This is a genomic window from Marinococcus luteus (assembly GCF_900106595.1).
Taxonomy (GTDB): Bacteria; Bacillota; Bacilli; order Bacillales; family Marinococcaceae; genus Marinococcus; species Marinococcus luteus.
In genome coordinates this window covers 364,433-388,695 of record NZ_FNNC01000001.1, presented here as the reverse complement: position 1 = coordinate 388,695, position 24,263 = coordinate 364,433, and the positions used below count along the sequence as shown (strand labels likewise).

General features: G+C 43.7%; 24 protein-coding genes. 7 read left to right on the top strand and 17 right to left on the bottom strand.

The genetic code is table 11. The features are described from left to right. Nucleotides 1–22: 22 nt before the first annotated feature. From BLV22_RS01810 to BLV22_RS01795, 4 genes are all read right to left on the bottom strand, one after another. Entirely contained in the window at nucleotides 23–2,371 is a 2,349-nt protein-coding gene (locus BLV22_RS01810) for a beta-glucosidase family protein (RefSeq protein ID WP_218130590.1), read from the bottom strand. A 27-nt stretch (nucleotides 2,372–2,398) separates the two neighbouring features. Continuing rightward, nucleotides 2,399–5,176: a beta-glucosidase gene (locus BLV22_RS01805; protein ID WP_091610543.1), complete on the bottom strand. Its 2,778-nt coding sequence runs from the start codon at nucleotides 5,174–5,176 to the stop codon at nucleotides 2,399–2,401. Nucleotides 5,177–5,341: 165 nt separating this feature from the next. Next, entirely contained in the window at nucleotides 5,342–7,858 is a 2,517-nt protein-coding gene (locus BLV22_RS01800) for a GH39 family glycosyl hydrolase (RefSeq protein WP_176967595.1), read from the bottom strand. A 305-nt stretch (nucleotides 7,859–8,163) separates the two neighbouring features. Then, on the bottom strand, nucleotides 8,164–8,949 hold the full coding sequence (locus tag BLV22_RS01795) for an SDR family NAD(P)-dependent oxidoreductase (protein WP_176967594.1): 786 nt from the start codon (nucleotides 8,947–8,949) through the stop codon (nucleotides 8,164–8,166). A gap of 529 nt (nucleotides 8,950–9,478) precedes the next feature. On the opposite strand from BLV22_RS01795, the gene BLV22_RS01790 reads away from it, so the two are divergent. Next, nucleotides 9,479–9,886 (top strand): diacylglycerol/lipid kinase family protein, encoded by a 408-nt coding sequence (locus BLV22_RS01790; RefSeq protein ID WP_091610540.1) that lies wholly within the window; start codon nucleotides 9,479–9,481, stop codon nucleotides 9,884–9,886. A gap of 216 nt (nucleotides 9,887–10,102) precedes the next feature. Here BLV22_RS01790 and BLV22_RS01785 read toward each other — a convergent pair whose 3' ends face one another. Both BLV22_RS01785 and BLV22_RS01780 read right to left on the bottom strand, forming a co-directional pair. After that, nucleotides 10,103–10,531, bottom strand: a complete 429-nt coding sequence (locus BLV22_RS01785) for a DMT family transporter (RefSeq protein ID WP_091610539.1) — start codon at nucleotides 10,529–10,531, stop codon at nucleotides 10,103–10,105. Between the two features lie 29 nt (nucleotides 10,532–10,560). Next, nucleotides 10,561–10,926 carry a hypothetical protein gene (locus tag BLV22_RS01780; protein ID WP_091610537.1) on the bottom strand — a complete coding sequence of 122 codons (366 nt, stop codon included), beginning with the start codon at nucleotides 10,924–10,926 and terminating at the stop codon, nucleotides 10,561–10,563. Nucleotides 10,927–11,040: 114 nt separating this feature from the next. On the opposite strand from BLV22_RS01780, the gene BLV22_RS01775 reads away from it, so the two are divergent. Then, nucleotides 11,041–11,910: a LysR family transcriptional regulator gene (locus BLV22_RS01775; protein ID WP_091610536.1), complete on the top strand. Its 870-nt coding sequence runs from the start codon at nucleotides 11,041–11,043 to the stop codon at nucleotides 11,908–11,910. 72 nt (nucleotides 11,911–11,982) lie between these two features. On the opposite strand, the gene BLV22_RS14905 is transcribed toward BLV22_RS01775, so the two are convergent. The 7 genes from BLV22_RS14905 to BLV22_RS01745 form a co-directional block, all read right to left on the bottom strand. Then, nucleotides 11,983–12,120: a hypothetical protein gene (locus BLV22_RS14905; protein WP_176967593.1), complete on the bottom strand. Its 138-nt coding sequence runs from the start codon at nucleotides 12,118–12,120 to the stop codon at nucleotides 11,983–11,985. Nucleotides 12,121–12,458: 338 nt separating this feature from the next. Further along, a complete protein-coding gene (locus BLV22_RS01770) occupies nucleotides 12,459–13,751 on the bottom strand; it encodes a (Fe-S)-binding protein (RefSeq protein ID WP_091610534.1) in 1,293 nt (430 codons plus the stop codon). Then, entirely contained in the window at nucleotides 13,744–15,150 is a 1,407-nt protein-coding gene (locus BLV22_RS01765; RefSeq protein WP_091610532.1) for an FAD-binding oxidoreductase, read from the bottom strand. Before BLV22_RS01765 ends, BLV22_RS01770 begins: the two co-directional genes overlap by 8 nt. Then, nucleotides 15,140–16,051, bottom strand: coding sequence for a DUF6282 family protein (locus BLV22_RS01760; RefSeq protein WP_091610531.1), 912 nt, complete (start codon nucleotides 16,049–16,051; stop codon nucleotides 15,140–15,142). Before BLV22_RS01760 ends, BLV22_RS01765 begins: the two co-directional genes overlap by 11 nt. Then, a complete protein-coding gene (locus tag BLV22_RS01755; RefSeq protein ID WP_091610529.1) occupies nucleotides 16,048–16,971 on the bottom strand; it encodes an alpha/beta hydrolase in 924 nt (307 codons plus the stop codon). Before BLV22_RS01755 ends, BLV22_RS01760 begins: the two co-directional genes overlap by 4 nt. Next, nucleotides 16,971–17,693, bottom strand: coding sequence for a FadR/GntR family transcriptional regulator (locus tag BLV22_RS01750; protein ID WP_091610527.1), 723 nt, complete (start codon nucleotides 17,691–17,693; stop codon nucleotides 16,971–16,973). The genes BLV22_RS01755 and BLV22_RS01750 overlap by 1 nt, the downstream gene beginning before the upstream one ends. Continuing rightward, entirely contained in the window at nucleotides 17,690–19,066 is a 1,377-nt protein-coding gene (locus BLV22_RS01745) for a sodium/glutamate symporter (protein WP_091610526.1), read from the bottom strand. The genes BLV22_RS01750 and BLV22_RS01745 overlap by 4 nt, the downstream gene beginning before the upstream one ends. Nucleotides 19,067–19,215: 149 nt before the next feature. Between BLV22_RS01745 and BLV22_RS15235 the strand changes: the two genes are divergently transcribed. From BLV22_RS15235 to BLV22_RS15225, 3 genes are read left to right on the top strand one after another with little or no spacing between them, the layout of a single operon-like run. After that, nucleotides 19,216–19,404 carry a recombinase family protein gene (locus BLV22_RS15235; RefSeq protein ID WP_281241090.1) on the top strand — a complete coding sequence of 63 codons (189 nt, stop codon included), beginning with the start codon at nucleotides 19,216–19,218 and terminating at the stop codon, nucleotides 19,402–19,404. Continuing rightward, nucleotides 19,398–19,592, top strand: coding sequence for a recombinase family protein (locus BLV22_RS15230; RefSeq protein WP_342706658.1), 195 nt, complete (start codon nucleotides 19,398–19,400; stop codon nucleotides 19,590–19,592). Before BLV22_RS15235 ends, BLV22_RS15230 begins: the two co-directional genes overlap by 7 nt. Continuing rightward, nucleotides 19,535–19,801 carry a recombinase family protein gene (locus BLV22_RS15225; RefSeq protein WP_281241089.1) on the top strand — a complete coding sequence of 89 codons (267 nt, stop codon included), beginning with the start codon at nucleotides 19,535–19,537 and terminating at the stop codon, nucleotides 19,799–19,801. Before BLV22_RS15230 ends, BLV22_RS15225 begins: the two co-directional genes overlap by 58 nt. A gap of 589 nt (nucleotides 19,802–20,390) precedes the next feature. Here the strand turns inward: BLV22_RS15225 and BLV22_RS01730 are convergent. Further along, entirely contained in the window at nucleotides 20,391–20,702 is a 312-nt protein-coding gene (locus BLV22_RS01730) for a hypothetical protein (RefSeq protein ID WP_091610523.1), read from the bottom strand. Nucleotides 20,703–20,967: 265 nt separating this feature from the next. Here BLV22_RS01730 and BLV22_RS01725 point away from each other — a divergent pair, with 265 nt between their 5' ends. Together BLV22_RS01725 and BLV22_RS01720 are read left to right on the top strand one after the other, a co-directional pair. After that, nucleotides 20,968–21,216, top strand: a complete 249-nt coding sequence (locus tag BLV22_RS01725; RefSeq protein WP_091610521.1) for a type II toxin-antitoxin system Phd/YefM family antitoxin — start codon at nucleotides 20,968–20,970, stop codon at nucleotides 21,214–21,216. After that, nucleotides 21,209–21,475 (top strand): Txe/YoeB family addiction module toxin, encoded by a 267-nt coding sequence (locus BLV22_RS01720; protein WP_091610519.1) that lies wholly within the window; start codon nucleotides 21,209–21,211, stop codon nucleotides 21,473–21,475. Before BLV22_RS01725 ends, BLV22_RS01720 begins: the two co-directional genes overlap by 8 nt. Before the next feature lie 384 nt (nucleotides 21,476–21,859). Here BLV22_RS01720 and BLV22_RS14775 read toward each other — a convergent pair whose 3' ends face one another. The 3 genes from BLV22_RS14775 to BLV22_RS01710 all read right to left on the bottom strand — a co-directional run bounded on the left by BLV22_RS14775 (nucleotide 21,860) and on the right by BLV22_RS01710 (nucleotide 24,231). Next, complete coding sequence (locus tag BLV22_RS14775) at nucleotides 21,860–22,072, bottom strand: hypothetical protein (RefSeq protein WP_143030940.1); 213 nt, start codon at nucleotides 22,070–22,072, stop codon at nucleotides 21,860–21,862. A gap of 39 nt (nucleotides 22,073–22,111) precedes the next feature. After that, a complete protein-coding gene (locus BLV22_RS14900; protein ID WP_176967592.1) occupies nucleotides 22,112–22,264 on the bottom strand; it encodes a hypothetical protein in 153 nt (50 codons plus the stop codon). A 779-nt stretch (nucleotides 22,265–23,043) separates the two neighbouring features. Continuing rightward, the gene (locus tag BLV22_RS01710) at nucleotides 23,044–24,231 is read right to left on the bottom strand and encodes a thiolase family protein (protein ID WP_091610516.1); all 1,188 of its coding nucleotides are present in this window, start codon (nucleotides 24,229–24,231) and stop codon (nucleotides 23,044–23,046) included. Nucleotides 24,232–24,263: the final 32 nt, after the last annotated feature.

Sequence of the window (24,263 nt, the reverse complement as noted above, 5' to 3'; positions counted from 1 at the left end):
AAAATAGCGCACTTTCACCTGGTTATCGTCCTAAATTAATTACTTTCAATACACGGCTGACTGCTTTTTTGCTGATTTTACCGCTTGTAAATCGTGGAATCTGCCGGAAGGTCATATTCATGATGAACATCACATTGTTTGCCTGTAACGGCTCATTAGCTGCCTTCAACCCTTTTCTTATCGACACAATTAAAAGATAGGCAAGCTGGCCCAGCCCTTTTTTATATTTCATTTGAGCAAGTGTATCGTTATGGCTCAGGCTCTGCTTTCTGTTCCATTTGAGTGGAGGCGGTGTATAGCCCAAAAGAGCATGAAATTCTTCATCTCTTATATGATGCACATCTGCACTGTAATAGGAAGGCAGTTTTTCTTTATTATAGGGCAGAGGGTGCCCCTCTCCTTCAATCGTTATAGTCTGGGCCAGTCTTATATCCTGCACAGAGCTCCCAATGTTTAATGTGTACCTTCCACCTTCCAGGCACCATGCGTGAATCTCTGAGTTATAGTAGGCAGCCTGTTTATTATTAAACGGAATGGTTACTTCTCTAGCCTCTCCGGGCTGTAAATGTACTTTTACAAATCCCTTCAATTCTTTTCGGGCCCGAAAGATTTGCGAATCCAACGGTTCAACGTAAAGCTGGGCAATTTCTTCTCCTGCCCGGGCCCCTGTATTTTTTATCGTCAATGAAATAGTCTCATTGTTAACCTTCATATTACTGTATTCAAAGCTGGTGTACGACAGCCCAAATCCAAACGGGAACAGCACTGGCACCTCTTTGGTCTCAAAATACCGGTAGCCAATATAAATACTTTCTTTATGTTCAGCAGTTGCTTCCCAGCCAGGATAGTACGGAGCTGATGGTACATCGTTGTATTGGAGAGGATACGTTTCCGCCAGCTTTCCACTTGGATTATATATCCCCTGGAGCACATCACACAAAGCCTCTCCCATACCCTGACCGCCAAGATAAGCATGGATAATACCCTGAACTTTCGAAGCGAAAGGCATTTCAACAATCGAACCGCCTGAAAGAACGACAACTACGTTATCATGAGTGCTCGTCAGCTCCTCGGCCAGCTTTAACTGGTTGTTTCTTAACTTCATATCCGCTCTGTCTATGCCTTCCGCTTCACTTCCTTCATCTAAACCGAGAAACAGCAGAACAACGTCTGACTCTTTGGCAAGCGTAACAGCTTCCCCCCTAAGCTTTGCGCTGTTTCCACCAAACCTCTTAAATCCTTTTGCATAGCCTGAAAGATTTAACGTTGTCTTCTGCAACGCTTCCCATGGACTCGACAGTGTGGTTGGCTGTACCAGGGAACTTCCTGCGCCCTGATACCTCGGGACAGCTGCAAAATCACCGATGACCGCAACCTTTTGTTCATTTTTAAGCGGAAGAATATCCTGTTCGTTCTTAAGCAAAACCATCGAACGCTTCGCTGCTTCTACTGCTGCCTGGTGATGAGCCTGCGTATCTATCACTGGCTTTTTCGCACCGGTAACCTGGGTTTCAAATATTAAAGTTAACAGACGGTCCACGCTTTCGTCCAGGATCTCTTCCTCAAGTTCCTCCGCTTTTATTTTGCGCACAATCTCCTGATCGGTGATGCCCCCAGTCGAGGGCATTTCAAGCTGGTTTCCCGCCAGCAGCCCCTTGATACGATCATTGTTTCCTCCCCAATCCGTAACGACAACGCCCTCATAATTCCATTGGTTATACAGCACTTCCTGCATCAAATACAAGTGCTCATTGGCGTATTCACCGTTTACTTTATTGTAGGCACTCATCAACGTTTTCGGTTTACCCTCTTCGACAGCTAAACGAAAACCTTCTAAATATATCTCATGGAGAGCCCGTTCATCGACGATTTCATCGATGGTCATTCTCAAATGCTCCTGGCTGTTAACAGCAAAATGCTTTGGGCATGCTGATATACCATTGCTCTGAATGCCTCTCGTCATGCTTGCGGCCAATTTACCGCTAAGAAAAGGGTCTTCGGAAAAGTATTCAAAATTTCTGCCGCCCAGTGGGTTTCTCTTAATATTTAAACCAGGCCCAAGTAATACACTTACATCTTCACCAACGGCTTCGCTGCCGATATAATGACCAACATCGTGCAGCAGGCTTTCATCCCAGCTGTTCGCCAGCGTGGCAGCGGTGGGAAAGCATGTGGAAGGGATACTTTTATTTAACCCCAGATGATCGGCTTTTCCCCCCTGCTTTCTTAAACCATGGGGCCCGTCTGTCAGCATGATCGAAGGAATATTCAACCTCTCGATGTCCTGCGTGTTCCAAAAGTTTTTTCCGGACATCATGGAAGCTTTTTCTTCCAGCGTCATCTGATCAATAATTGTTTGGTTTTTCAGCATTCTGTTTACCACCTTGTAGGATTCGTATCATTCGTCATCTTTTTTCATTTCATTTGTTTGAAGAATGTAGTAGCAGATGTTGTGCACTGCTTTTCTCAGCCCTGCCACTGTTTCTGTTTCATCTTCTTCCAGGTGCTCTGCCAGTTCTTCTTCGAATTTATTTGCCGTAGGCAGGTTAATCGGAAAAGCAAGCATCATATCATTTCCAGCATGGATCGCCTGCAGCGGGTCAAAGTGTTCACCCTGCGGTCCTATGCCCGCATCGGTGATAACGAAGCCTTCAAAACCCCATTCCTCACGCAGTACTCCAGTCAGCAATTCGTCACTGCCGCCGGACCATGTAGGACCTACTCTTGTAAAGGAGGACATCGCTCCGTGAGGCTCCCCTTCCTTCACCGCGGTTTCAAATGGCTGAAGATAAATTTCCCGTAAAGCCTGCTCATTCGACCATACATACAGGCCGTTATTCGCCCGGTTCGTTTCCTGGTCGTTTCCAACAAAATGCTTCATGACAGCGGTCGTATCAGTGCTCTCCAAGCCTCTAATGTAGGCAGCCCCTGTTTCACCGACAAGATGCGGATCTTCCGAGTAATATTCGAAGTTTCTGCCTCCCAGAGGTGTGCGGTGCATATTAAGTGCCGGGGCATAAACAGCTTCCACATCATAAGCATTGGCTTCCTGCCCCATGGACTCACCCATATTTTCAACTAATGATTTGTTCCATGTACTTCCCACATTTATGCCCGCCGGAAAAGCCACCGAGGACCATGAATCAAAGAAGTTTTTAATCGTCGAAGGCCCATCGTACATAGATGTTTCCGGAATGCCTAATCGTTCAACAGGAACAGACCAGTAGCCGCCATCACCTGCTAATTTAATCATTTCTTCAGCGGTAAATTGATCCAGAAAGTCCTCCCAAAGAGGATCATTATAATCCAGTCCCTGAAGATCCTCCAGCATAATATCATTATCTACATCCGTCGGAGGAGTGTCCTCCGTCGTTGATTCATGCTCGTAATCAGCGGTTTCCTCCACAATGTCCGGAATTAATAAGTCGTCTTCCGCAGGAGACTCAGGATAGGTTTCCTCCGGATTCGCCCGGGATAAATACGTTAAATCACCTTCAGCGTCTTCAAACCGGTTTTGAATTGGAGTGCCAGTTGCCCCGTCTTCATTGTAAACAGCGGTTTCTTCCACTGTGTATGTGGAAGACTCTTTGATATCCCGGATATGAGAAGAAACGTTCAGCTCATAATCCCCTTCCTCCAACACCCAGGCTTCTTCATTCTCCTGATCGTAGGCAGCCATGTCCTTTACCGGGAAACTGACAGTCACCACTTCTGATTCCCCTGGATCCAATTCGGAGGTTTTCGCATATCCTCCCAGTTCCGTATCAGCCTTTTCCAGGCCCCCTTCGCTGTATGGAGGAGAAAAATAGACCTGAACGACGTCTTTGCCGGCAGCATCACCTGTATTCGTAACATTGACATCAAAAGAAATCTCGTTATCTGTAAAGTTTGTTTCTTCAACGTTCCAATCAAACTCTGTATAGGAAAGCCCGTAGCCGAATGGAAATTGAGTAGTTTCTTCATATTCTTCATCTGTCAGAAAGGTTTCATAGTACCGGTAGCCTACGTAAATACCTTCCTCGTTGTTAACAAAATGACGGCCGGTCTCCTCCCCATTTTCGTTTACATATTCAAAGTCCCCCGTATTTTCAATGGCAGGGTTGCTTTCAACATTATAAGCGTAAGTATCCGGAAGTTTTCCCGACGGAGAGGTTTCTCCATTTAATACCCGGGCAATCGCATGCGTTCCGTACTGCCCTGGTCCCCCCACCCAGAGAAGGGCGTCAATATTTTCGTATTCCTCAATAAACCCAAATTCAAAGGCATTAAACGTGTTTGCCAGAATAATGACATGCTCAAAGTTTTCATTTAATGCTGCAATCGTTTCTTCCTCTTCTTTTCTTAGCTGTGTGTCTTCGATTGACAAGTCTACCGCTTCAGAACCTACTCTTGAAATGGTATAAATGGCTGTATCCGAATAGTTTACTGCTTCCTCAAGGGTGTCATCAGGAAGCTCTGAAACAGGCATTTCTTCCGGGTTATACGGCAAAAAGCCAACCGCGTTTGGAAGAAGGGTCTGAAGGAGTGACGGATCCGAAGGCTCGAAATCTTCTGTGGAAGCTACTTCTTCTTTTTCATAGTTGTTATAGACATTATAAAGAGTGGAATTGTAGCTTATGCCTTCGTCGTCCAACGCTTTAAACAGTCCGTCAGCCTTCGTGTCATCGATAGACCCGGCGCCTCCCCCGCTGAATACCGGCCGCGCTGAACCAGTACCAAATACGTTTACCTTTTTATCTTCGAGCGGAAGAATATCATCATTTTTCAGCATGACAATGCTTTCCTCCATCATCTGCTCTGCGACCTCCCTTGATTCCTCCGCTGCTCCTGCCTGTTCATCGGTTAATGGCGCTGTAGCGCTTAAATACCAGTTGAGAAAGGTGCCTCCTATCAATAGAATAACCAGTAATAACGACATTAGTATGTACGGACGCCGCCTGATTTTCTTGTATTTTTTGTAGCCTTTCTTTTTCGCTTTTTTTTCCTTTTTGTCCTCGGTATTTTTAATATCCTGCTTCCATTGCTTTAATTTAGTTTTATCCTCTTTTCGAAGATTTTTCTTTTCTTCTCTGGTAAGCGGTTTTCGTTTCTTTTTCTCTTCCCTTAATGCTTTAACTTTCCTTTTGGCATCTTGTTTTTGTTCTTTTACTGCCTTTTTAAATGTTGACCGGTCCATGATTATGAACCCTCCCCCCTGATTGTAAGCGCTGACATTTTTATCTATGTCTTAACTGCAATTAGTATATAAAGAATAAATAAAAAAAACATTCCCATTTGAAGAGGAATGCTTTTCCAAAAATTAACCTTTTATTCAATTAGTATTGGCAAAATTAAAACATATTCAATTTTCGTTCCATTTTTTGTGATCCTTTGTAAGCTCAATCAATTGAATTTCATGAGCGTCGAGTGTGGTTTGAAGTACAGGAGAATCTTCTGCCTTAAAATAATCGGTTCGGAGCCCGGGCTCTGCTTTTGACTGAAGGTACCTTTTCAGTTCCTGGTCAATAATCTCTGGCGCCCCAAGTTCCACCCATGCGTCGTAGGAAGATCCGTGTTTTTGATTAACAAAATGCTTTTTCATTCGGTAGTTTCCCTGCAGCCCGCTTAAATGTAACTGCAGGGACTGCACGCTGCTGTTATCAAAAACGTTATAACGACTGGTGGCAGTTAACTGGGAATAGTCAAACGATCTGTATAAACGGTTCGGATGACTGTAGTTCCACAGAAGGATCTGAAACTTGTCGGCCGACCTTGTCACGATCATGTTTTCTTTTATGGTTACAAGTTCCTCTCCCAATTTACTTAAAAAAGCAAGAGCATGATAGCTGGCTTTTTTTATACCATTATATGTCATTAATCCAAATCCACCGTGATATAAAGCCGGCTCTTTACTAAATTCCCGGAAAATATCTGTAAAGGTCCAGTACCCCATCCCACGTATTTTTTGGAAATTATGTACGACATTTTTGACAATGAAGGCTGACATATAGCAGGTGTCATGAAGCGGGTCACCGTGGTCACTATTTGCATTCCATTCTGTGATCCATTTTTCCTGATCCATTGTACTTAAGCTTTTTGTGTGATTAATTATATTATCTACTGAGCGGGTAAAGTTAGTTTCATCTCCAATCATTGTTATCTTACTCAGATATTCTGTAACCTTACTGCCATTGCCCGTTTTTTTAGAGGGATCAGCTGTATCGCTCTTCTTGTTATTCATCAGGTTGTACACGTGAAACGAAAAAAAGTCGATACCCACATTTTCCTTAACTGCGTATTCATGAAAATCGTTTAGCCAGGAGCTGTTCCCGCCAAAGCCAACAGTACCGAAACCGCCAACACAAAGTTCGGGATCGATCGCTTTAATACGTTGGTAGCTTTGAGCATAAAAGGAAAAAAATTTTTCCTTTGAACCAGGCCAGAAATAATCAACTTCTGGCTCATTCCAGAATTCAAAATACCAGCTTTTTACTTCTTCGGAGCCGTAACGGTTGAATAGATGCCTGATAAAAGATTCCAGCAGGTCCAGCCACCGCTCCATTGATTTGGGGGGCGAGACCGTTGCTTTTCCTTCAAAAATAGTGTGTGAGCTATTGGCAAGCTTCTTTGGCATAAATCCTATTTCTAAAAATGGTTTTATGTTATTTGCCAGAAATTGATCAATCAGTGCTTCAATATGAAAGAAATTAACGTACCAGGAACCATCAGGCCTTTCATTATATACTTCCAGCTCGTCCGAGAAGATGTTGTGAAATCGTACATAGCGAAAGCCTATATCCTTTTGAAGCTGGTGAAGCTGCTCCACAAAGTCTTTTCGCAAAGCCTGTGTGGCATCACCAAAGGTAGCTAAAGATGTAAAGGAATGATGTATGATTTTAGTAGGTTCAGAAAAATCAATGCTTTTAAACTCAGGGTTCACTGTCTTCTCTTCCGTCGTTTTTATATCCATGTACGAAAACAGCTTTTTCAATGATTCCCGGCTGTTAATGCTCAAATAGTTTTTTGGTATATCATAATCTATGCTGAACTGATATTTTTTACGGTACTGGCCGGGAGTCATAAGCATATGTTCTTTGAATACCCGGTAATAAGATTTAGCATCGGGAAAGCCAAACTCCAGCGCTATTTCTGTTACAGCTTTAGTTGTTGTCTGTAATACAAATAGGGATTTATCCATTCGAATCGTATCGAGTTTTGTTTTTAAAGAAGTTCCCGCCCTCTGTTTGAAGTACTTTGATAAATATTGCGAATTTAAAGAAAAAACATCAGCTATTTCCTGAAGGCTCAAAGAACTTCTACTGTAATGTTCATTCATATACTTCATTATTTCAAGCAGCCGGTTATCGTCGAGTAGATGCTGATCAAGTTTTTGATTTGAGTATTCAAAATTTTCCTTTAGTATAATTATTATTTCGAGAAGCAGACTTTCAATTTTCAAAGCATGATTATCTTTTTTATTAATCAGCAGGTCTAAAATGAAGGCTAAAAGCTGTTTTAAGCGTTGAATCTTAGCGCGTTCACCCGAAGATGAATAAGGTGTATCGAGGAAAAATCGTTTTTTATTAACATTGATGCTTTTTTGTTTCAGATAATTACTGTTGATCTGCAATACTAATATGTGCGGTCTTCTGCCTGGGTCAAGTGAATGAAGAAAGTGCAGTTCATTACTATTAATAAAAAACAAATCGCCGGCGTTCAACTTATAATTTTTTCCATTTAATCGTACTTCTAACGAACCTTCCAGTACAAATAATAATTCTGGATCCTCGTGCCAGTGATAGGGATAGCGTTCAATAGTCTGGGTGAATATATTTATTGGTAAGTCATGCTGATAATTTATTGGTTCATATGTATACACTCTTATACCTCCACCTGTAACCACTTTGTATCATAATATTTGTTGTAGTTTGCAATTTTAAGCTTTAATTGTCAATTCTTTTATATTTAATTTTGTTTATATTTTTTAAGTATATATATGTATGTATTAATGGTTTAAAAGAAATATTCCTATACTTCAAACACACCTAAAATTTACTCTCACTCGGTTTATTTTAGATATTAAAAGTGTTATTAAGGAGGAAAACCAATTGAGAGAAACAATAAAAAAGCCGGACCCAGGCTCTTTCCCAGGACCGGTATAAATAATCACCAAGCTTTTTTTCTTCACTGCGGCTTTGCTTTTTTCGCATGCTCCGCTGCTTTGACCTCTTCAGGCGTTGTTCTGTTGTCTTCTGCTGCTTTCTTCGTAGCTTCATCGCCACAGACCACGTGATCCAGTTTATTTTTTAACGCTTCATACCCTTGCTGTGCTACTAACTCTTTGTCATTTTTGTTTCGCTCATCGCCAAAGTACGTAGAATCCATGCCCGCATTATGGTGAAAATCCGTATTTGTAGCACCAGGAAGCATGGCTGTTACATTGACGCCTGTGTCTCTTAACTCTTCTCTTAAGGATTCGGCAAACATAAATCCAAATGCCTTTGACGGACCGTACACTGTTTCGTAAGGGGTCGGCAGTGTCGCAGACACAGAAGAAACGATAAGGATATCTCCCTTTTTATTCGGAACCATATCCTGTACGACGCGTTTCGCCATATGCACCGTCCCCGCAATATTAATGTCTATTAGCTTCAGCTCTTCCTCCAAATCATTTTCTAAAAAAGAACCGCCGATGCTGACTCCGACATTCAAAACAGCCGCATCCAGCTCTCTTTCCTTACTTTTTACAAACTCCCAAAATGCTTCAACACCCTCGTACGTCGATGCATCCGCCTGGTGGGGATATGCCTCCACTCCGTAGCTTTTGATAGTCTCTGCCGCTTCAAAAATACGATCGCTTGACCCTGAAATCGCGATATCATATCCATCCTGGGCGAACAATTTTGCCAGCTCCAGCCCTAAGCCTGAGGAAGCTCCCGTGACCATGGTAAACGGACGTTCGTTAGACATATTATTTACTCCTTGCTTATTTTTCTAATAATCCTCTGCTAAGAAACACACGCACTATCATAAATTTGGTAAAAACCACCGCGGGGCACCTTCCCCTGATTACAGCCTTCCTGCAGCGCCAATTTTTCTGTGAGTAAGTGTGCTTTATTTATGGTGGTGTATTTCTTATTGTGATTAATGATACCCCTTTACCTGTTCTACAGAAGGTGGTAAACCTCTTCTTTCACAGGAAGAACCAGAAACAAACATAGCCACCACGCTCTTTCGCGCACACTTTTTGATCGATTGGCTTTAAAAATGCCGAAACCCTTTCGGGCTCCGGCATTTTGAAACGAGTGGCCCCTCCCACGTTTTACCGCTTTCCCCACCGGGTAATTTACTTAAGAAATGACTCTGGTTCTTTTAGGAAAGCACCACTCCTTCCCTTATATACGGCAGCAATGGATAGATGTTAAAGCTAGGCCATCAGCCAGAAAAAGAGAATTTTCTCTTTTTCTGGTTTTTTATGTTTTTATGAAACCATTTTCATATGGAAGGCACCAGGGTCTTCCGCAACCATACACCGTTTTCCCTGACGCTCACCCACGATGAGGGCGTCTGGGAGGGCGATGTTTATCTTGCCCTCGTCGCTTTAACCAACTCCGTGGGAGGCATCGAGTCGCTGGCTCCTCAGGCAGAAATACACGATGGGTGTTTCCACGTGTTTATTGTTAAGCAGTTCGGGATAACCAATGTCGCCCAAATGATCCCGGAGCTGCTGCAGGGAAATCTTTCTCATCACCAGGATATTGAATACTTTACTACCACCACGCTGCAGGCACATACCGATGAGAAGCATATCGTCAATATTGACGGAGACGAAGGACGCCCGCTTCCTTTCAGCGCCGCCGTCTTGCCGCATGAACTCCGTATGTTTGTGCCGCCGGACGATCGATAAAAATATTCATAATTTATTGCAAAACCATGTTTGACTTTATGTAATGGAAGGAAGGTCCAATATGTATATATTTATCCAGTATATACGCCCCTTTATGCTATCTAACGCATAAGCTTATGTAGCCCCGAGCGTCCAACGCTTCGGGGCCTTTTTATGTACTACATTCTTTGAAGCAATCAGACCAGAATAGCTGTCTGTTCCAACGGATAAATTTCTTCAATGATAAAACAGATACAGTGCCGCTCCAATTAACCCGATCGCTGCCAGGCGCGAGGCGTCCATCGGAATTTCCGGCGTGCCAAAGGCCCCAAAATGGTCCAGAAGCATGCCGAGCAGCAATTGTCCGGCAATGCCAGCGGTAATTGCCGCTGATGCCCCGATCCTCGGCACCGCCAGAATGATACAGACAATATAAAAAGCGCCGAGTGCCCCCACTGTCCATTTCCACAATGAGAAGGATGGCAACGAAAACGAGAGACCTCCCTGCACCAGCGTGCTCACGAACAAGCAAACGGTCCCGACAGAATAAGCGATAAAGGCCGCCTCCAAACTCCCTATTTTACTCCCGATTTCTCCGTTCACACCGGCCTGGAACGCGAGCGCCGCCCCTCCGGTAAAGCATAGTATTATTAACAGCCAGGCCATGCTCGTTCTCCCCCCTTTATTTCTAAAACCTATTGATCGTATGTTTCCTCTTCCCAACGTTTCTTGCTTTTTAGCTTATGACGTTTCTGATACAACACATATCCCGTCCAGCTCAACGCGCCTGGAAGAACCCATAACACAGATAAGTATATCGTGCCGAGCACCGCGACTCCTGCGGCCCAGTATGCAGCCAGTGGCCGCCGGCCCAATGCCAGAGCCGCCAGGATAAAGGAGCAGACAGGCACTACGATCTCTCCGCCACCTGCCGTCATCCCTGCCGCTGTCCACCAGCCCGGGAATTTCTGTGTCACCTGCCACAGCCACGGCCAGCAGATGCCGATCCCAACTCCCAGAAAACCCGCAAGAATCCAGCACATTCTTTCCTCATGATTCATGCTCCTTCGCTCCCTCTTACTATGATAGGTTCTACAATACATCACCCAATCGATCATGAATAATGATAAAATGATATAGAAGCTATCATAAAAACAGATATCAAGAGGTGAGCTATGAACATTCAGACACTACAGCTGTTTCGTGCCCTGGCACATGAGCAAAACATCTCCAGGGTCGCGAGCAAATGGAACTATGTGCAGTCGAATGTGACCGGCCACCTGCAACGGCTGGAGCACGAGCTCGGCGTTCCTCTTTTCCACCGGCATTCCAGAGGCCTCACGCTCACCCCGCAGGGAACCTACGTGCTTGCCTCCGTGGAGGACATGCTTGCCTCATGGGAGCATTTACAGGATACGGTTTCCCATTCATCACTGCCCTATGAACCCCTGGTGCTCGGATCCATCAATTCCATGGCGGCAACCCACCTGCCAGCGTTAATGTCGTCGCTTCATCAGGCCCTTCCATCCATCGATGTGACCCTGCGCTACGGCATTACGGAAGAATTGGTCCAGCAGGTGCTGCAGCATGAATGCCAGGGAGCCTTTGTCACCGGACCTGTGCGTCACCCTGTCCTTCATCAGCACGTGTTTTCCACAGAAACCCTTACTCTCGTTTCCAACCCGCTGGTGCTCCCGCTCGAGAGTCTTCAGGACGTGCATCAGCAGACTATTCTTGTCCTGGAACCAGGGTGCATGTTCCGCGAACGCCTGCTGCAGATGATTCATCAGGAAGGCCTCATCCCGAAACAGGTAATCACCTTTTCGAACCTCGAATCATTATTGGGGCATGTCCGGGCCGGGATGGGAATCGCCCTGCTGTCAGAACGATACGTGCGTTCGTTTCAGGATGATTACATCGCCTGCACGCCGGTGCCGCCAACCCAAGCCCGGGTGGATATTTCCTTTGTTTATTCCCCGGCAAGCGAACAGCACCGCTCCTTCCAGGCTTTTCAGGATATCATTTACGAATCACTGCGTTCTTAGTCTTGATGAAACTCGCTTTACTAACATTAAAAAAAGAGAGGAGCCATTTCTAACGCAATGGTTCTCTCTTTCTTAGTTTTTATTTAGTATTTCGTAATTCTTCTCTTTGGCAATCATGCTGAACAATCTTTTCCTTACAGCAATAATTGTTTTCCCCTCACTTTTTTCTTTGAGGGCAGCACGATCGTGGAAAATTACAGCGATGATCAATGGCCGGCTCCAGTGTTCTTTAATATTCTCGTTCTCTGGACTGTGGGAGTGCTTTTTTTACATCATATATTGGTTTAAGACTCATTTTCCTTACCTCCTCTTTACATGGCTCGCTGTACCGGTTGGTATTAAAATCGTTTTTTATCTTGAACTGCATCTATTACTGCAGTAAATGCTTTCTGCTGCCTCTTTAGTCAGTAATGATTTCTTTACATATGACGCTTATCAGTAGTCTTTTATTTAAAAAATAAGCATTTCGATTCCATCGGAATCGAAATGCTTGGAGTAACTGATTGCCTTCACAAATCACTTTAAAATAATCGGTTTTTGTTTATTTTTTATTTAGCTATTGGTCGAGCTTCTGCCAATAGTTCAATGAGATGAACTGCCCGTTGGCCGGTGGAAGCCCGTTCCGATCCGTACTTCATTTGTAATAAGCATCCTGGATTGGTGGTGACAATCACTTGGGCATTCGTGGCTTCGGCATCTCCCATTTTACGATCGAGAATTTTCATCGATTCGTCATATTGTACAATGTTATAAATTCCGGCCGATCCGCAACAAAAATCCGGATCGTTCATTTCGTTCACCGAGACCCCCGGTAATTGATTCATCAACTGCCTCGGTTCTTTTGTAATCCGCTGCACGTTGGTCATATGACAAGAGGGCTGGTAGGTAATCGTGTAATTCAGGGGCTTGGTAAACTGCAGCCCGTCCAATTCGGCAAGCACCTTCGTAATATCTTCCACTTTCTCCACGAAAGCCAACGCCCGCTGATGCCAGTCACTTCCTTCTTCAAACAGATGATCATACCGAATCATTTGTGCGCCGCAGCCACCAGCATTATTAACAACCCGGTCGACGTTCAGGTCTTCAAGCATTTGAATATTCTGCTTGGCCAGGGCTACTGCTTCGTCATGACGGCCAGCATGGGCATGTAAGGCCCCGCAGCAGGTCTGCTCTTCCGGGATGACCACGGAAGCCCCTGCCAAGGTTAATAATTCAACTGACTGTTCATTTATGGTAAAAAACACGCTGTCCATAACACATCCTGTAAAAAAGGCCACACGCAGTTTTTCTTTCTGCTTGGCAGGCTGCACCTTTTCGCGCGAAGCCCGTTGTTTAGGCGAGGGCATCGGCGGTAAAACACTGGCGAACTCTCCCAGGTGCAACGGCGTTTTCGATAATATGCCAAGTTTTTGGGCAAAAGTTTGCAGGCCGCTTTTTTGGTATACCCATGTTAAATTACCCACCGAGCGCATCATCTTGGATGAAGGAACGAAATGTTCAAACAAGCCTTTTTCGATCGCCGTCTGGTGCTTTGGCTTCTCTTTATTTTCCTCAATGGCATGTTTGGCACCTTCGAGCATTTGATCGTACTGGACATTTGTTGGACATACGGTCATGCAGGCCATGCACCCAAGGCATTTTTCTACTGGATCTTCTAATTCGTGGAGAGATATTTTCCCTTCTGCCGCCAGCTTCATAAGTTGAATACGTCCTCGTGGGGAGTGGGTTTCTGTTTCCATAGTCTCGTACGTGGGACATGCCGGAAGGCAGTAACCACATTGCACGCAGTCAAATGCTTTTTCATAGTTCATCATATCTTTTAATGTTTCGGGCTCATTCATGACTTAACGCCAGCTTTTGTCCCGGTTCTGCAAAGATTTTTCCGGGGTTCATGATGTTGTTTGGATCCCAACTTTGCTTAATGCGCTTCATTAAATCAACTCCCGTGATACCAATTTCATTTTCCAGAAACGGTGATTTCATGGTTCCTATTCCATGTTCGCCGGATAAGGTCCCCCCGAGATCAATGGCCGCCTGAAAAATTTCCTCTACTGCTTTCTCGACGCGTTTCATTTCTTCTTGATCACGTTGGTCACATAGAATATTAGGATGGAGATTCCCATCACCTGCGTGGCCGAACACGACTAAGTTTATCTGATACTTTTCACGTATATCGCTAAGTTTTTTCATCATCAAAGGAATTTGACTGCGGGGCACCGTTGCGTCTTCCGAAACCTTGGTAGGTTTAATCGTCGCTATAGCCGGTGATACCATTTTCCTTGCTTTCCATATTCTCGCTGCGGCTTCAGCTGTTTCCGGCACTTGAATATCTGTCGCTTCCAGTTGCTTCATGATGAGTAATACTTCTTGTAATTCCTTCTCGATCGTTTCTTCATGACCATCCAGTTCGATAATTAACACGGCTTCCGCATTTTGAGGCAGTCCCGATGGTTCGTATTCTTCTACGGCCTGAACGCAGGCGTGATCAATAAATTCCATTTTTGAAGGAAGGATTCCTGACGTCAAAGTGGTGGAAATCGCCTTTCCGGCTATCTCCATGGAAGCAAAAGCCACCATGATGGTTTGAACGGCTTTAGGCTTTGGAATGAGCTTTAGGGTAGCGGACGTAATTACACCTAATACTCCCTCAGAGCCCACAATTAATTTTGTGATGTCTAACCCGGTGACGTTTTTAATCGTACGCCCGCCTGTTCGCGTAATTTCTCCTTCCGGGGTGACTACTTCCAGTCCAATGACATAATCCTTAGTCACCCCATATTTTAATCCGCGTGGACCTCCGGAGTTTTCCGCCAAATTTCCTCCTATAGTCGAAACATGCGCACTGCTGGGATCTGGCGGATACATCAGGCCGTAAGCTTCCACCTCCCGATGGATCGCTGAGGTGAGGGTCCCTGGGGATACCTCCGCAATCAAATCGTCTGCGTATACTTCGATGCTTGCAGGCCATTGACTTGTATCCAACACAATACCCCCGTGGACAGGAAGGGGTCCTCCGCTTAAGCAAGTCCCCTGCCCTCGTGGCGTGACAGGTACACGGTAGTGATTAGCAATTTTCATGACACCACTTACTTGGCTGGCAGAAGTCACCTGCACAACAGCTTCGGGCAAATATTCCCCAAAAGATCCATCATAGCTGTAACTGTGGCGATCCACCACGGCCGTATGCACGTGGTCTTTTCCTAATGTTTTTTTTAAATCGTCTATCCACTTAGCTTCCATGTATGCGCTCCCTTCCATAGCTGATAAGAGCTTTAGGGTTGGTTTGAACCATTGAAATTATTTCCGTTTCAGTCATTCCTGCTTCCATTAATTGTTCGATGAAACGACCCAAAGCATCTACCACAGGTATATGATGAGCCTGGCCGTAATCTGTGACCAGGGCACAATGCTCTGCTCCAATCTGCTGAATGGAGGCAGCCATATCTTGAATAGTAATATCATGGAAATCTTCACTGCACGCCAGATAGCATTTTTCCAGGAGACAGCCCAAGCCAGCCAAATGCTTTTGCTCCTCCAGCGTGTAAGGGGATATGCCTAAATCGACATGCTGGATTAATAAACGCTCGATGCCCTGTCTTTTTGCTTCTTCGATTAACGGCAGTACTTCATTGCTGTGCAAATGCCCTGTGGCCAGCACAGCCTCATGCTCTGCAATAAGCACTAGTACCTGCTTTACTTCATCTTTCACGCTCCCCTGACGATTGATCACTGATAAACCGTGGTGAGAATCATCCAGGGCCTTTTCGCTGTTAAAAATGTTTGGCTTATGGTGCCGGGCGAAATATTTTTGGTGCTGGGCAGCCGAAATCGTAGGCATCCAAATAATTCTGGCTCCCATACGCAAAGCCATATCCACGGCGAACGAATTAACCCCTCCGGTATACAGATTGCATACGAGGCCACCGGTAATATCAATAGAAGGGTATTTTTCTTTCAACAGAGCTGCCCGGCTGTAAGTTTCTCCTTCATGCGCTTTTAGTACAATCCCGTGCATGTTCGCTTTTACCACGTCTTCGATTAATTCCCAATCGTTTTGTCTTCGGGGAAAAATACTGGGTGAAGAATGAGCATGCAGCTCCATAGCTCCTTCTAACAGATGATGCTTTTGATTTACTGTCATGAAAGCTTTTCCTCATAAAGAGGCGCTTCCTGTTCGTGAAAAGCCTGTTGAAAGAATTGAACTAGTTCATGCATTAATTGAAGAAACACCGGATGATCGCTAAACATAAAGTCATTATGCTGCCCCTGAATCGTATAGAGCTTTTTTGGCGATTGCGCGTGCTCATAAAGTGATAATGCTTCTTCATAAGGATGTAGCAGGTTGTCTACGCCGTGGCCTATAAACAACGGTGTTGGTGCAAGATCTGCTACCACTTTTTCCGCATTCAGCCCGATGATGGATTCTGTAAACTGCAAGGTAGTCTGATGCCCGAAACCATAGACAGAGCTTAATTCTTTTTGTACATAATCACTGGTCGCAGGGTCTAAGGGATAATGAATGAAAGGGTCTGCCAACTGCGATTTTCCTTCCACTACCCGATGGATACGATCGGCTTTTACTTCTTCCAATATTTTTCTCCAGTTTGTGTAAGAATGTATCGTTTTCAGCCAACGCTCTCCATGGTAGAACCCATTCAGTGAAGCCACGGCAGAAACATTTTCATTTTCCTGCGTGGCTAAAACTACATTTGCAGCCCCCATTCCCCAACCAATTAAACCGATCTTTTCATGGTCCACTTCTTCTTGAAGCTGGAGAAACGTGATAGCATTTCTTATGTCTTCTACCTGCTGTTCAATAAGCACTTTTCCTTTTTCCCCTTCACTATCTGCAAACCCCCGGTAATCAAACCCGAGACAAATATATCCTGCTTCTACCAGCTGTTTAGCAAACATTTTAGGATAAAATTCGTTAAATCCCTGGTATCCAGAATTCGGGATAATGGCCGGGCGCGGAAACTCAGCGCTTGCACCTTCCGGAAAATACAGTGTTCCTTTTAAACGACAACCTTCACTATAAAAATAAATTTCTCTTTCTATCATTAGCTTTCACTCCTCTTTGTTAATTGTAATGGTAAGGCGGCGATCAATTTTTCCTTTGCCCCAGCCAAGTGTTTATTCATTACTTCCTGTGCCTGATCCGGATTTTGCATTTCAATAGCCTGGAAAATCATTTCATGCTCTTCTATGATCTGATTCTGCTTTTCCTCCCAGCCGATGTTTTGAGATAGAGAATATTTCACCGCTTTTTCGTAAAGAAATGAAACGTTCTCCATCGTCTGAATAAGTACAGGGTTATGGGAGGCCCGAACGATTGCCTGGTGGAAGTTAATATCTTCCTTATAGCCAATCTGTTCCTGTTGCTGCGCCAGACAAACAAGTTTTAAAGCCTCGTAAATATCTTGTACTTCTTTGGCTGTTCTGCGTTTCGCTGCATAGTACGCAGCCCCTGATTCAACAATCATTCTTGTCTCAAGCAAATTGATAACATCTTCCGGGTTAATAAACTCGTACTGAGTCTCTTCGAGTAAGTTGGAAACAGAGGTAGGCTGAATAATACTCGCTCCCCCCTGTTTGGAAGCTATTAAGCCACTGGCTTCCAAAACGCTTAGTGCTTCCCGTACAGGAGTGCGGCTCACACCAAACATTTCTGTGAAATGGCTCTCGGAAGGAAGACGATCCCCTGGGCGTAATTGTTCTTCTTTGATCATTTTTTTAATGTGATCAAATACTTGCATAGAAACTTTCTTTCTCTCGATTTTCAATATTTGCCCTCCTTATCAGCGTAAGATATCTTTCTTCTGGCTTTGACCGTATCCGCGTTAACAAACCAGTTAAATTTCGTGCCGATGACAAATAACGCAGCGGCGCTCCCTAGTAGAGCGATAACATACACCGCTCCCAAACCTGACATTACCAGTAACGGACCAAAAGTAATAATGACCACCTCAACTGGTACCATTCCTATATATCCCAAAGCATAGTCGTCCAGTGTCGTGCTTTCCGTTTTTGGATCCACAATTTTTAATAAAGCAATTCCCATGGCCACCGTTCCTGTACTCCAGCCCCATCCAAATATTCCATTCTCCAGCCAGTGCTGGTGAAAAACTCTTGGAGCAATAAAGTGAAAAATAGCGTAAGCCCAGAGGATGCCAAATATAAACAAAATAATAAGAGGGCCCATGTAGGCAGCGACTACTGTGAGATTGATGGCAGCAATCCCAAAGGCTACCGTTAAATCAGTAGCTGTTCCACTGATTCTACCTATAACACGTTTGTCCACATATTCGTTAGCCTTCAGTTTTTTCAGCACATATTGAATGAGCAAACCAACAATAAACGAGATACTCAGTAAAGGCACACTAATTTGAGGGAAGACACTCTGCAGGCTGTTTTGCAGAAAATAACTGAAGACTACGACTACACCAATAATAGCCAAATGAAAGAATAAAGGATCCACTGTATTAGGAGAAACCGTATCGTCTCCAGACGACTCCCTTTCATGAGGCTGTACAAGACCTGTTCTTAATTGACGGGGCAAATCATCAAAATCGGAAATGAAGTTGGTCTGGTTTTTTCTAGCAAACTGTTTGGTGATTAACAATCCGCCTACGATCGCACAGACAAGCCCAACGGTCGCAGATGTATATCCGAGTGAACTTGCTTCCTCCCATCCCATATTTCCCATAGCTTCGCCTATAGCCGCGGCCGTCCCGTGTCCGCCTAGGAACCCTGCGCCCAGCACCAGTCCGAATCCCGCTGGTATGTCCCAGAATTGCAGAATCAGAATCAATGTAATGAATGCGCCTCCTCCCCACATGAGAAGAGTCAAAAACATGGAATAGGCCCACATATTTCGAACACGTTGAAAAGCCTGGTTCCAGTTCACCTGGCCGGCTCCTATCGGAATAGATCCGAAGATCACCGCGATCAAAATGGCAGGATAATCCGCAATAGCGCTGGAAAATGGCAGTATCTGCAATCCATTAGGGCCCAGGCCTAATGCCAGGAACCCAGCTATCATACTTGCAGGAATAAAGAACCTTTGAATAAACCGAACTTTCGCGCGTAATATGACACCAAGCAATAGCAATAATGAAATTAACCCTACATCAATAGTCAAATCAAAAACCGTCAATAAAAGCCCTCCTTATGTAAGCGTTATCAAAAAGTTGTAATACAAGTATACAACTTTTTGAATAGTCGTCAACAGTTTTTAGATAATTAAAACATTAAATTTAATTTTGTTTAAAATCCTTAACTTTTAGACACTTAGGAGAAAGACCTATGACTCAACGTATTGGTTACGGACGCGTTTTTACCTTTCACCAGGATTTCAGTCCCCAGCAGCAGCTGTTGGAAGAAGCCCGCTGCTATCGAATCTTTACGGAAAAGGTGGCAGGCACAACGACCACCGAACGGGAGCAGCTGCGAGAGGCCATTCGGTACGCCCGCCCCGGTGATACCCAGTGGTGACGAAAATTGACCGCCTGGCCCGTTCGATTATCGACCTCAACAACATCGTACATGAACTGGCTGCAGAAAGTATCTCGGTGTTATTTTTGAAAGATAATATGGAGTTTCATGCGGAGAGGACACCAACAGCATGCAGACGCTGTTGTTTAATGTGCTGGGGAGTTTTGCGCAGTTTGAGGCCGATCTGATCCGGGAGCGCACCACAGAAGGACGAGAACGCGCGAAAGCGCAGGGGAAGCACATGGGCCGTCCCAGGCAATTGGATAAAGCTGTTCAGCAGGCCCTTCAACTATTCGAAAACCGTGCCACGAATAAGATGAGCGTGAACGATATTGTGAAGGTGACGGGCGTTCCCCGTTCGACCATTTATGCGAAAAGGAAGCGAGACGCGGAATAGTTCGGCGCTCCGAACCTCTAAGGGATTCTGTGAGCAATGAAACATAGAAAAAGAGGGATAATTAAGGAGAAGATAAAGTGAAGCTATTAAAAGTACTAAAATATATTGTGATGGTATGGGTGATGATCAATGCTGTAGCAACTATTGCTTTATCCTTGTTATATCTATTCAATATGACGAATTCTAATATAGAACTTGCTAATGTTCCCATGTTCTCCGCAGTAATAGGAATATTCGTCTATATTATAATAGATCATCAATTAAAAAAGAAAAATACGGAGTGAACAAAAAATACCTGGATACATATATTCCTCCAGGCATGCATGCTTCTCTTAGTCATTTACATAATTGCGCTTATGGGAAGAACAAGTCGTATAATCTATACGGCATTATGCAAGAATCGGAGTACCTGGCGATTTCCTGCCTAACCAACAACCTGCATACCGTAAAAATTTTTTCTATCATAACCAATTTTATCTTATCTATTTCCGAATAGTTCTAATTCATTCAAGCATTGATTTTAAGAAACAAACCAACCTTTGACTGATCCGATAACGATCATCAAGGGTTTTATATATACGCATCACGCCTAAAAACGTTTACCAAATATAACAATCTCAATTAAAGCTAAAATACCCACAAAAATAAGAGAACTAAAAGATAATAAAACACCTAATGTTATCAATAAACGACCTCTTGCTATAACATCTTTAATTGCAATTGCAAACAAAACGGCAAACAGACCGCAAAAGAACGTGATCCCCACTGTAATGAGAAATCCGTACTCAATAAATGAAAAGTAATAAGAAAGCACTCCTACGAAGATAAGAGCCCAATACATAATAAGAGTGTTTTTTATTTTTTTACCTAATTCTTCTGTCGTCTCCCCCGTTTCATTCATTGCATTCACCCCTCTATATTCTTCCTTGATTTATGGTCTTTTTACACGCATGCAGTATAATACAAACCCCATAATTTGTAATATATCGACGAATAAACCGAATATTTTTATAGAAAAATCATGTTGAAACCTCGTTCATTTAAACGAGGTCAAGTATGCTCATTTTCAACTAAGGAAAGGCTTGATTTCCTTATGTAATACTTTAGGAGTATCATCGACAAATTGTACGTTTAATTGTACAATAAAAAAGAAGGAGCTGATAACGATGACCGTCATAAATTACTCAAATGCGCGAAAGAACTTTAAGGGATTGATTGATAAAGTCAACGACGACCAAGAAGCCGTCACCATCACAACCAAAGAACATAACGCTGTCCTTATCTCGGAAGACGAATACAATCAATATCTCGAAACCATCTATCTGTTAAACAACCCGAGCAATGCCAAGCATCTATCGGAATCCATCAACCAATTAAACCAGCAAGAAACCACGACCATCGATATCGATGAGTAAATTGAATGTCTTATTCACTCATAATGCGTTTCAGGATTATCAGTATTGGCAAACCAAAGATAAAAAAATGTTGAAACGCATTAATCAATTGATTAAAAGCATTGAACGAGATGGTGCGTTGGACGGTATTGGGAAATCAGAGAAATTAAAAGGCAATTTAGCCGGCTTTTATAGTCGTCGTATCGATATCGAACATCGATTGGTGTACACCGTGGATGAGCAGCAACTTAGTATTATTGCCTGCAGATACCATTATTAGATCAAGCGCGTAGAGAAATTTCCTTATAATAGTAAAAGAGAAAGGCTTGTTGGTTCCTTCCAGGAAGCCTTTTTGAATGGGAGTGGAACCACGACAGCCGTACTCTTGATACTCCATAGTCATGGTTGTACCAAAACGTCATCCCGCTATTTGGTTGATTTCAAAAGTCGTCGGTAACATATTGGAGCAAGCAATATGCTGGAGGTAAAAATCGATCAAGTCTATCAAAAGGCGTACTTTTTGATATGCCAATGATAAAAAAAGATGCCTACTCCTAACAAAGTAAACTTCTTTCCCCGAATTCGAAAATTAATCTTTTTTATTTGCTGCTTATTCATAAAAAAACGAACATGCTGCTTTTATTATGGTTTTCCATGAGAGCTTTTATATCCCCCACCATTGATAACCAAGCATGACGAGCAGCAGCCAAACAACGCCTACGCCCGTGCTCCACCAATCATACAAATAATTGTCTTTATTGTCGCTCTCCTGTTTCCATAAGTAGGTACTGATAGCCATGTACAGCAAAAATAGAGGAAAAATGACCACAAGAAGGATGAGATGGCCGGGAACCTTTTCCAGATTGATGATAAACAAAAAGGGAACCATCAGGAAGGAAAACCAAAGGGTTATCTTTCAATGCGTATCATTCGCGTAGCGTTCGGAACGTTCGTGACCATTCCGCTTCATATACCATCTTCGGGCCAGCGTGACAGTCAGAGCGACGCCACTCAAAATCAGTCCTAAGCTTAGCACAAGTTCTACAAGAAACCACCAATTTTCATTCATGAAAACCTCCTTTCTCCTCCCCCAGCCTCCTTCATGATACCATCCAATAAAAGGAACATAATAGCTAGAACCACGGATGATTGTTCGATCCATTCCTGGAGAATGCCGGCTTTTCTTAGGGGATGAATTAACCGTTTTTAGTGGTCTCAGGGTTCAAAACACCTATCCTCATATAATAATGTTTTTAATATGGAAATTATTACACTTCATGAAATTTTAATGAAAGATCCTAGAAAAAATTGCTATTTTGAATTGCAACTTGCCACAAAAACCTTGAAAATGGAAATAATTGTAATATTAACAACGTTGGAAGAATGAAATAGCGTTAGTTATAGGAAGGACATGATAGACTCGATCATACGTTACGTGTGCTGTGAACGTATTTGAACTGCTATTTTCTAATGTATGTAGTATACGATCTGTACCATTGTCTATGAAGAAATCAGTTATCATATTGGTTTCACGAAATCTACATATTTTACCGAAAAATTCAATTAACACAATCGCAATTATCAGCACAGACGACCATAAAGCAGTTTTTTCTGAGTTTATTTCGACAGGAATCCATGTACTTGTGTAATAGCGATCAGGCGCAATATAGATTTATAGAACATTAATCACCCTGGAGTCTTGTAATAACATACAGACGATTATCAGCAGTTTTGTTTAAAACAAAAGTGGGGCTGTCCCAAAAATAGGACAGCCCCCTGGATATTTATGGATACCTGATTACTGCCCGGCGGACAAAGATAACTGACACATTAAAATATCGGAGTCAACTATCTGATATATTCAAATATACCCGCAGCCCCCATGCCTCCCCCAATGCACATGGTCACCATGCCATACTTGGAATCTGGTCTTTTTTTCATTTCAGCAAGCAGTTTTGCAGTCAGCATTGCTCCTGATGCCCCGAGAGGGTGGCCTAATGAGATGGCGCCTCCATTAACATTCGTTTTAGTCATATCTAAGCCTGTCTCTCTGATAGAGGCAACCGTTTGTGCTGCAAATGCTTCATTTAGTTCGATTAAATCCATATCATCAACCGTTAGGTCAGTTAATTTTAACACATCCGGAATTGCATAAGCCGGACCAATCCCCATGATTTTTGGATCAACACCCGCTGCCTTAAAGCCCACGAATCGTGCAATAGGTGTGACGCCTAATTCTTTAACTTTGTCTCCTGACATTACAACTACAAAACCTGAGCCATCTGTAAGCGGGGCAGATGAACCGGCTGTTACTGTCCCATCGGCTTTGAATACAGTAGGCAGCTTCGCTAAATCCTCCATATTGGTATCAGGGCGCACCAGTTCGTCCGTATCAAATATATCTTTTGTTACTACTGGGCCGTCATTATTGTACGTGACCTTACTTACATTGACGGGAATAATTTCGTCATCGAACTTTCTTGAATCCTGGGCATTTTTAGCACGCTGATGACTTTGCACTGCATAAGCATCCTGATCTTCCCGTGAAACGTTATATTTTTCGGCTACCATCTCGGCCGTCAGCCCCATTGGGTAGGATACTCCGGCCTCTTCCTCCTGGAGTATTGGACTGTTGACCGGCTCATTTCCCCCCATCGGAACGGCACTCATCAGCTCGACCCCGCCGGCTGCTATAATATCTGCCTGGCCAGACACGATCTGATTAGCCGCCATCGCGATTGTTTGAAGCCCTGAAGAACAATAACGGTTCACCGTCTGGGCCGGAACGTCTTCCGACATCCCGGCAAGCAATGCAATCGAACGTGCGATGTTTTGTCCCTGCAGGCCTTCAGGAAAAGCATTACCAACGATAACGTCCTGTACCATATTTGGATGGAATTGACCACCTACCCGATCCAGCACCCCTTTCAGTACCTGTGCTGCAACTTCATCAGGTCTTTCGTGAGCCATAGCACCATTTAACTTTCCTTTAGCTGAAGCAGAACGCCCATAAGCTACTATATACGCATCTTGCACTGACTTTCACCCTTTCCTTGCTACCACAATTT

Excerpts from the sequence above, each read along its gene's own strand:
- BLV22_RS01810 (WP_218130590.1), bottom strand. The coding sequence starts at position 2,371 with ATGCTGAAAAACCAAACAATTATTGATCAGATGACGCTGGAAGAAAAA.
- BLV22_RS01805 (WP_091610543.1), bottom strand. The coding sequence starts at position 5,176 with ATGGACCGGTCAACATTTAAAAAGGCAGTAAAAGAACAAAAACAAGAT.
- BLV22_RS01795 (WP_176967594.1), bottom strand. The coding sequence starts at position 8,949 with ATGTCTAACGAACGTCCGTTTACCATGGTCACGGGAGCTTCCTCAGGC.
- BLV22_RS01790 (WP_091610540.1), top strand. The coding sequence starts at position 9,479 with ATGGAAGGCACCAGGGTCTTCCGCAACCATACACCGTTTTCCCTGACG.
- BLV22_RS01785 (WP_091610539.1), bottom strand. The coding sequence starts at position 10,531 with ATGGCCTGGCTGTTAATAATACTATGCTTTACCGGAGGGGCGGCGCTC.
- BLV22_RS01780 (WP_091610537.1), bottom strand. The coding sequence starts at position 10,926 with ATGAATCATGAGGAAAGAATGTGCTGGATTCTTGCGGGTTTTCTGGGA.
- BLV22_RS01775 (WP_091610536.1), top strand. The coding sequence starts at position 11,041 with ATGAACATTCAGACACTACAGCTGTTTCGTGCCCTGGCACATGAGCAA.
- BLV22_RS01770 (WP_091610534.1), bottom strand. The coding sequence starts at position 13,751 with ATGAATGAGCCCGAAACATTAAAAGATATGATGAACTATGAAAAAGCA.
- BLV22_RS01765 (WP_091610532.1), bottom strand. The coding sequence starts at position 15,150 with ATGGAAGCTAAGTGGATAGACGATTTAAAAAAAACATTAGGAAAAGAC.
- BLV22_RS01760 (WP_091610531.1), bottom strand. The coding sequence starts at position 16,051 with ATGACAGTAAATCAAAAGCATCATCTGTTAGAAGGAGCTATGGAGCTG.
- BLV22_RS01755 (WP_091610529.1), bottom strand. The coding sequence starts at position 16,971 with ATGATAGAAAGAGAAATTTATTTTTATAGTGAAGGTTGTCGTTTAAAA.
- BLV22_RS15235 (WP_281241090.1), top strand. The coding sequence starts at position 19,216 with ATGACTCAACGTATTGGTTACGGACGCGTTTTTACCTTTCACCAGGAT.
- BLV22_RS15225 (WP_281241089.1), top strand. The coding sequence starts at position 19,535 with ATGCAGACGCTGTTGTTTAATGTGCTGGGGAGTTTTGCGCAGTTTGAG.
- BLV22_RS01730 (WP_091610523.1), bottom strand. The coding sequence starts at position 20,702 with ATGAATGAAACGGGGGAGACGACAGAAGAATTAGGTAAAAAAATAAAA.
- BLV22_RS01725 (WP_091610521.1), top strand. The coding sequence starts at position 20,968 with ATGACCGTCATAAATTACTCAAATGCGCGAAAGAACTTTAAGGGATTG.
- BLV22_RS01720 (WP_091610519.1), top strand. The coding sequence starts at position 21,209 with ATGAGTAAATTGAATGTCTTATTCACTCATAATGCGTTTCAGGATTAT.
- BLV22_RS14900 (WP_176967592.1), bottom strand. The coding sequence starts at position 22,264 with ATGAATGAAAATTGGTGGTTTCTTGTAGAACTTGTGCTAAGCTTAGGA.